Source organism: Streptomyces sp. NPDC058701, from assembly GCF_042715295.1.
GTDB lineage: Bacteria > Actinomycetota > Actinomycetes > Streptomycetales > Streptomycetaceae > Streptomyces.
This window is the reverse complement of sequence record NZ_JBHXSY010000092.1, coordinates 1-7,174: the sequence shown is the minus strand read 5'-3', so window position 1 is coordinate 7,174 and position 7,174 is coordinate 1. Positions and strand designations below refer to the sequence as shown.

Annotated in this window: 7 protein-coding genes and 1 pseudogene; 5 read left to right on the top strand and 3 right to left on the bottom strand. The window is 72.9% G+C overall.

Annotation, left to right across the window (positions count from 1 at the left end):
* Positions 1–99 precede the first annotated feature (99 nt).
* Both ACFWW8_RS37545 and ACFWW8_RS37540 read right to left on the bottom strand, forming a co-directional pair.
* Positions 100–1,299, bottom strand: a complete 1,200-nt coding sequence (locus ACFWW8_RS37545; protein WP_386537169.1) for a hypothetical protein — start codon at positions 1,297–1,299, stop codon at positions 100–102.
* Positions 1,300–1,614: 315 nt separating this feature from the next.
* Entirely contained in the window at positions 1,615–2,220 is a 606-nt protein-coding gene (locus tag ACFWW8_RS37540) for a helix-turn-helix domain-containing protein (protein WP_386537166.1), read from the bottom strand.
* A gap of 428 nt (positions 2,221–2,648) precedes the next feature.
* Between ACFWW8_RS37540 and ACFWW8_RS37535 the strand changes: the two genes are divergently transcribed.
* Both ACFWW8_RS37535 and ACFWW8_RS37530 read left to right on the top strand, forming a co-directional pair.
* A complete protein-coding gene (locus tag ACFWW8_RS37535) occupies positions 2,649–3,308 on the top strand; it encodes a hypothetical protein (protein ID WP_386537164.1) in 660 nt (219 codons plus the stop codon).
* A gap of 133 nt (positions 3,309–3,441) precedes the next feature.
* Positions 3,442–3,795 (top strand): VOC family protein, encoded by a 354-nt coding sequence (locus tag ACFWW8_RS37530; RefSeq protein ID WP_386537161.1) that lies wholly within the window; start codon positions 3,442–3,444, stop codon positions 3,793–3,795.
* Between the two features lie 190 nt (positions 3,796–3,985).
* Here the strand turns inward: ACFWW8_RS37530 and ACFWW8_RS37525 are convergent, their stop codons facing one another.
* The gene (locus ACFWW8_RS37525) at positions 3,986–4,711 is read right to left on the bottom strand and encodes a TetR/AcrR family transcriptional regulator (RefSeq protein ID WP_386537158.1); all 726 of its coding nucleotides are present in this window, start codon (positions 4,709–4,711) and stop codon (positions 3,986–3,988) included.
* A 176-nt stretch (positions 4,712–4,887) separates the two neighbouring features.
* Here ACFWW8_RS37525 and ACFWW8_RS37520 point away from each other — a divergent pair, with 176 nt between their 5' ends.
* The 3 genes and pseudogenes from ACFWW8_RS37520 to ACFWW8_RS37510 all read left to right on the top strand — a co-directional run.
* Positions 4,888–6,111 (top strand): saccharopine dehydrogenase family protein, encoded by a 1,224-nt coding sequence (locus ACFWW8_RS37520; protein WP_386537155.1) that lies wholly within the window; start codon positions 4,888–4,890, stop codon positions 6,109–6,111.
* Positions 6,112–6,358: 247 nt separating this feature from the next.
* The gene (locus ACFWW8_RS37515) at positions 6,359–6,808 is read left to right on the top strand and encodes a hypothetical protein (protein ID WP_386537153.1); all 450 of its coding nucleotides are present in this window, start codon (positions 6,359–6,361) and stop codon (positions 6,806–6,808) included.
* Between the two features lie 106 nt (positions 6,809–6,914).
* A pseudogene (locus ACFWW8_RS37510) lies at positions 6,915–7,174 on the top strand (glutamate dehydrogenase); the annotation flags it as partial.

Below are 7,174 nucleotides of genomic sequence, written 5' to 3'. Positions count from 1 at the left end.
CCGGTCCCCGCCGGTCCCCGCCGGTCCCCGCCGGTCCCCGCCGGTCCCCGCCGGTCCCCGCCGGTGCGGCGGGGACCGGTCCGCCTCCGCCACGGCCCCTCAGGACCGCGAAATGGTCGTGCAGCCCTCTTCGGAGGAGTCCTCGATGGTCTTGCTCCGGTCGTAGGGGTCCACCGGCGTCCCGGAGGGCGTGGTGCCGGTCGCCGGGTCCTCGGTGAAGCCCGGGTGCAGGAACCCGTCGTGCTTGTCGCACGAGCTGTTCGCGATGTCCCGCTGGTAGGCGACGAGCCAGAGCTTGCCCGCGGTCGCCGTCCACGTGCGGGGGTCGGCGATCGAGAAGGTCGCCTCGCGGCGCACGATGGTCCGCTCGACCAGGTCCGAACCGCCCTGCGCCTTCGCGAACGGGTAGACGAAGGAGTAGTCGACGCGGACGTGAGCCTGCCCGGGCCCCTCGCCGGGCTCGACCCACATGCGTCCGCGGACCTTGACCACGTCGCCCACGAGCTTCAGCTCGGCCGGGTCGTACCGGCTGAACAGGTCCAGCGGGTTCTGGTCGAGCCCGGGCCGTGCGAAGGACGCCGCCACCTGCTCCTTGGTGGTCTTGTCCTTCGGATCCATCAGGGCCAGCGCCGCCGCGGGCTGTTCCCCGCGCAGGGTGGCCGGGTCGAGGTTGGCGGCGACCAGGAACTGCTTGGCCTTGGCCAGGGCGTCCGCCACCTGCTCCTTGGTCATGCCGCCGGTCGCCACCGCCTCCGGCACCTCGATCCCGGCGGCGCCGTCGGCCCACTGGAGCGCCGGCGAGCCCCGGAACGGGTGCGTCAGCGTCGGCTGGTCCGGGTAGAGCTCCGCCGGAGGCGCGGACGGGCGCGCGGACTCCGCGGCCAGCGGGGCGGCCGCGGCGGCCTCCTCCCGGTCCTCGGCCTTGCCCGTGATCCGGTCGATCACCAACTCCGGCCGCACCGCCACCAGCGCGAGCGCGGCGATGAAGACGACGGCCGCGGTCGCCTTCAACCGTCGCCTGCCCCGGCCCCGGCCCTCCCGCTCCTGCCAGGCGGGCCCGGTCCGCCAGCCGGGCGGATCACCGGCGCCCGCCCTCGGCGCGCGCCGGAAGAGCCCCCGGCCGGTCTGCGCCCGTTCGGCCTCCTCGAGCCGCAGCCGCTCCGTCACCATCCGTGCCCGCGCGGACGGTTCCCTCGGGGCTGCCCCGGGTGCCTCCCCGCCGACGCCGCCCGCCTGCGCGCTGAACCGCGCCCACTCCTCGTCCGAGACACCCGGTCTGCCGTCGTCGTTCTGTCCCATGCTCCCCACCCGATCCGTACCGGTGCGGCCCTTTCGGCTGGCCACACGGTGCGGAGCCTTTCACAGCCCACTGACAGGGCAGGCGACGGGGCGCCCGTACGCCGCCGGTTGCCCGGGCGGGCCGGGAGGCGCGTTCCGGACGGCGGGTCTCCGACGGTGTGGGCTCACGCCGTGCGGACGGGACGAGGAACCCGCGCAGGTCCGCGACCTCGTAGCCCCCGGCCTCGGCGGCGTCGATGATCCGGGGCGGCGTCCGGGCGTCGAGGGCGATGCCGTCGCCGGTCTTGACGACCCGCATCTGCCGGATCGCCTCCGTCAGCCGACGCCTTCGGGCGAGGGATCCGGCCGGGGGCGGGCGCGGAGGTGCGCGCGCTCGCCCTGGGTGCCGAACAGGCTGAGGAACTCGACCGGTTCGGCGTCGGAGGCGCCGAACCAGTGGGGCACCCGGGTGTCGAACTCGGCTGCTTCGCCCGGCGCGAGCAGGAGGTCCTTGTCCCCGAGTACGAGCCGCAGCCGCCCGTTGAGGACGTACAGCCACTCGTATCCCTCGTGGGTCTTCGCCTCCGGCACCCGGCGGCGGCTGTCGGCCGGAATGACGAGCTTGTACGCCTGGATGCCGCCGGCCCGGCGGGTCAGGGGCACCATCGTCATGCCGTAGCGGTTGACCGGACGCAGGTGGATGCGCGGATCGCCGGTGGGCGGGGCGCCGACGAGTTCGTCGAGGGTGACGCCGTAGGCCCGGGCCAGGGGGAGCAGCAGTTCGAGGTTGGGCCGGCGGGTACCGGACTCCAGCCGGGACAGGGTGCTCACCGAGATGCCCGTCGTCGCCGACAGGTCGGCCAGCGTCGTCTCGCGCTGTCGGCGCAGGGCGCGCAGTCGTGGTCCGACCGCGTCGAGCGCTTGGTCGATGTCGTCATCCATTCGAGCAGATTGCCATATCGGCAACGGTCCTTGCCGGGTCGGCTCGGCCCCGGGCGGACGCCGGCACGCCAGCCGGACGGCGCGCGGTGTATCGGCCGGGGCGCACCGGCCGCCCGGCGCCGCGGGCCGCCTCCTTCCCCCTGCCGGGCCCGCGCTGCCCAACACCGCACCCGGCAGCGTTGTCGGGACGACCGCGTACGTCCCGTACGCGAAGCGCCCCTCCGCCTCGCCCTGTACGGCACCGGACGCCGCCGGCCCGACCGGCACGATCCGAAAGAGACGACCCAACTGGACAAGTCCTCACCGGTCAGACGACGATGCAGCCTGATGAGTGCCGCGGGCAGTGCCGGGGGGCGGACCGCAAGACACACCTCGTTCCTCCGCGTGCGTGCCGTGCGTCCCCGCGCTTCCACGGAGGAACACCCGAGATGAGCTACGGCAGCCCGAACAACCCCTACGGCGAGCAGCCCCAGGCCCCGCAGGGCCAGCCCGGCTACGGCTACCCGCCCCAGGCCCCGCCCGGCTACGCGTATCCGCCCCAGGCCCCGCCGGGCGGCTATGCCCACCCGCCCCAGCAGGGCTACCCCGGCGGGCCGGCCGGATACCCGGGGGCGCACATGGAGATGCCCGGCGGCGCGAAGGGCGCCCGCGTCATCCTGTTCGTCCTGGGCAGCCTGCAGGCGCTGCTGGGCCTGGTCGTCCTCCTCGGCGGCGCGCTCTTCGCTTCCGCGCTCATGGGGTCGTCGAGCTCGTCGGCGGGTGACGTGGGCGCCATCGCCGGAGGCGTGCTCGTGATCGCGGGCATCCTCTGCATCGGCCTGGCCCTGTGGCCGTTCCTGACGGCCGTCAAGATGGGCAAGGGCCGCTCGGGCGTGCGCATCTCCGGCATCATCTACGGCTCGGTCCAGGCCTTCTTCGGCGGCCTCAGCGTGATCTTCAACCTCGCCGCTCTCGGCTCCGACCGTCACGAGGCGGTCGGAGCAGGCATCTTCTCCCTGGTGATGGCGCTGATCTCCCTGGGCCTCGGCGTCTGGGTCATCGTGGGCCTCGCCAAGGCCGGCGACTACTTCCGCCGCCCGAGGTTCTGAACCCCGCACCCCGTACCCCGTACGCCTCGGCGAAGGCCGTGTCCCGCACCCCTGCGGCACGCGGCCTTCCTCGAACCGGCGAGCAGGCCGACATGGCTGGTCACCGGAGCCCCGGCCGGTTTAAGGTCACCGGATGACCTTGGAATGGGAACAGGTAATCGTCCACTCGGTGGATCCGGCGGCACTGGGGCAGTGGTGGGCCGACGCCCTCGGCTGGGTCGTGGTCTACACCTCCGACGACGAGTTCGAGATCCGGCCTGAACCCGACCGTGTACCGGGACTGGACTTCGTCCGGATCGAGGAGAGCAAGAAGGTCAAGAGCAGGCTGCACCTCGACTTCCGGCCCGACGACCAGGCCGCCGAGGTGGCTCGCCTGCTGGCGCACGGTGCCCGGCGCGTCGACATCGGCCAGGGCGAGCAGTCGTGGGTGGTCCTGGAGGACCCCGAAGGCAACGAGTTCTGCATCCTCGGCCAGCGGAGCCAGTAGGGCCCGCGTCCGGGCGGAGGCGGCTGTCGGGCGCAACGGGCCGCCGCCACCCTCCGGTTGCTCCTGCTCGACCGGACCGCCGAGGGGCCGGTGCGGCTGCGAGGACGGCCGGATGGGGGGCGGAGACCACGTACCGTGACGAGGTGGACGAACACTTCGCCGCCACACCCCCGACCCGCGGACAACCCCCTCACGGACCGGTCGGGCAAGCCGGCGTCGCGTCCGCGAGTTCCGCCGCCGCGCTCGCGAGCAGCATGTCCAGGGCCGTCGGATAGGCGCTGGCCGTCATGCGCGCGGCCAGCAGCCCGGCCGTCGCCGCGATGTGCGGGTAGTCCCCCTCCGGCAGCCGGGCGTACGTCGACTCCCACATGGCCTCGTCGGCCTCCCGTGAGGCGTCGGTCAGGGCGAGGGCGCCGGCGTCCAGCGCCGCGAAGGCCAGGCTCTGGTCGACGAAGGCGTGGAAGATCCGTACCGCGTCGGGGTCGGCGAATCCGGCGGTGCGCAGGACCCCGAGGATCGCCTCGTCCGCCGCGATCTCCCGCGGTCGCCCCGTCACGCGGCTGGCGGTCAGCACCGCCGCCTGCGGATGGGCGAGGTACGCGCCGTGGATGCGCAGCCCCAGGTCCCGCAGGTCACCGCGCCACGCCCCGGTCGGGGACCAGCCCGAGAGCGCCCGGCCGATCAGCTCCTCGCCGATGGCGAGCGTGAGGTCGTCCATCCCCGAGAAGTATCGGTACAGGGTGCTCGGATCCGCTCCCAGCGCCGTGCCGAGCCGGCGCGCGGACAGCCCGGCGCTGCCGTGTTCGCGCAGCATCCGAAGCGCCGTGTCCACGATCAGCCGCTCCGACAGGACCGTCCCCTGCCGGGTCGGCCGACGGCGGCGCCGTGCCTCCTCGGGGACCACCTTCTTGGCCATGGCCCTACCGCCTCCGTCCCGCTTCACCCGTGCGGCACGCGCCGGGAGCCTTATGCCAACATCATTGACCTTAATCTCGCGGCCGGGGTTCATCACCCTCCAGAGGAGCGCACCTCTCATCCGACTCATTCGTTTCATTCGTTTCATTCGACTTATTTCGATGAAGGGTTCCTGCCATGCGTGTTCTGCTCGTCGGCGCCGGAGGCGTCGGTACGGCGATCACCCGGATCGCGGCCCGCCGTGACTTCTTCGACCAGTTCGTCGTCGCCGACTACGACCAGTCCCGGGCCGAGGCCGCCGTCGCCGCGCTGGACGACCCGGGCGGCCGGTTCAGCGCCTGCCGCGTCGACGCCTCGGACGAAACCGCCGTGACCGCGCTGCTCGCCGAGCGGCAGTGCGACGTCCTGATGAACGCCACCGACCCGCGGTTCGTCATGCCGCTCTTCCGGGCAGCCCTCGCCGCCGGCACGCACTACCTGGACATGGCGATGTCCCTGTCGCGCCCGCACCCCAGCCGCCCGTACGGCGAGTGCGGGGTCAAACTCGGCGACGAGCAGTTCGAACGGGCCCGGGAGTGGGAGGAGTCCGGTCGGCTCGCGCTCGTCGGCATGGGGGTGGAGCCCGGCCTGTCGGACGTGTTCGCCCGCTACGCCGCCGAGGAGCTCTTCGACGAGATCGAGGAGATCGGCGTGCGCGACGGGGCGAACCTGACGGTCGACGGCTACGACTTCGCCCCGTCCTTCAACATCTGGACCACCATCGAGGAGTGCCTCAACCCGCCGGTGGTCTACGAGGCGGACCGCGGCTGGTTCACGACGGAGCCCTTCAGCGAACCGGAGGTCTTCGACTTCCCGGAGGGCATCGGCCCGGTCGAGTGCGTGAACGTCGAGCACGAGGAAGTGCTGCTGATCCCCCGCTGGATCGACGCCCGCCGGGTCACCTTCAAGTACGGTCTCGGCGACGACTTCATCGGCAAGCTCAAGACCCTGCACGCCCTGGGCCTGGACGCGACGGCCCCGGTGACCGTCCCCGGCGACGCGGGACCCGTCCGGGTCTCGCCCCGCGACGTGGTCGCGGCCTGCCTGCCGGACCCGGCGACGCTGGGGGACCGGATGACCGGCAAGACCTGCGCAGGGACCTGGGTCAAGGGCGTGAAGGAGGGCGTGGCGCGCGAGGTGTACCTCTACCACGTGGTCGACAACCAGTGGTCCATGAAGGAGTACGGCTCCCAGGCCGTCGTGTGGCAGACCGCGGTCAACCCGGTGGTGGCGCTCGAACTGATCGCCACCGGCGTCTGGTCCGACTCGGGCGTCCTCGGCCCCGAGGCCTTCGCGCCCCGGCCCTTCCTCGACCTGCTCACCGCGTACGGCTCGCCGTGGGCCGTACGCGACCAGGGCTGACGGGCCGACGGACTCAGGGGTCCGCCCGGTGGTACCGACGGCTTGCCCGTGACACGCGGGGGCGGCGGGGGGCAGGTCGTCGGAGAACGCCGATGTGATCGTCGTGGGCGGCGGGGCCGTGGGTCTCGCATCGGCCCGGGCGCCGGCCCGAGCGGCCGGCGCCCCCGGTACGGTGGGGACGGTTCGTGCTGGCGACGACGGTGCCACGAGGTTCCCGGTCAGCGCGTCCTACGGGAGGGAAGCCTCGATGTCCGAATCCAAAGCCGGGGGACCGGAGCAGCGCGGCGACGGCGCGCATCCGAACGTGTTCGAGCCGCTCCTGGACCTCGACCTGCAAATGCTGATCAGCATGCTGGACGGAGACGAGACGGGCCAGTCCCACTTCGGCGTCTCGCTGAACATCCCCGGCGGCCTCCTCTACGGCCAGGCGATCAGCCGCAGGGCGTACGAGGAGGAGTGGGAGCAGACCCTGCGCGACGGCGGTCCGGGGTCGGAGGCGCTCGCCGCCGTCCCCCGCCTCGTCCGGGAGACCGTACGCGAGGAACTCGGATCCCGTACCCCGGGTCTGCTGCCCCGCTGGGTGCACCTGCGGGAGGCCACGTTCCTCACCGGCGCGGCCAACCAGACGATGCGCTACGCGCTGTGGCGCGGCCGCCTCGCAGACGTCGCGGGGTGGTCCCTCTCCCTCCCGTCGTAGCCGCGGTGGAGCCGTGCTGGAGCCCCCCTCCTGGGATGCGGGGGCGCACGGTAGGCTCCCCCGCCCGGGCCCGCAGGCCCGCCGGCTGCATGGGAGAGGACCACACGTGACCGTCGCCAAGGACAGGCTGGACGCACTCCGGGCCGAGATCGAGCGCCGCAATCCGGCTCAGCCCGAGTTCCACCAAGCCGTACGAGAGGTGCTGGACACCCTCGCCCCCGTGCTCGCCGCGCGCCCCGAGTACGCGGAAGCCGGGATCCTCGAGCGGCTCCTGGAACCCGAGCGTCAGATCGTCTTCCGGGTGGCGTGGACGGACGACCGGGGTCGGGTGCAGGTGAATCGTGGTTACCGGGTGGAGTTCAACAG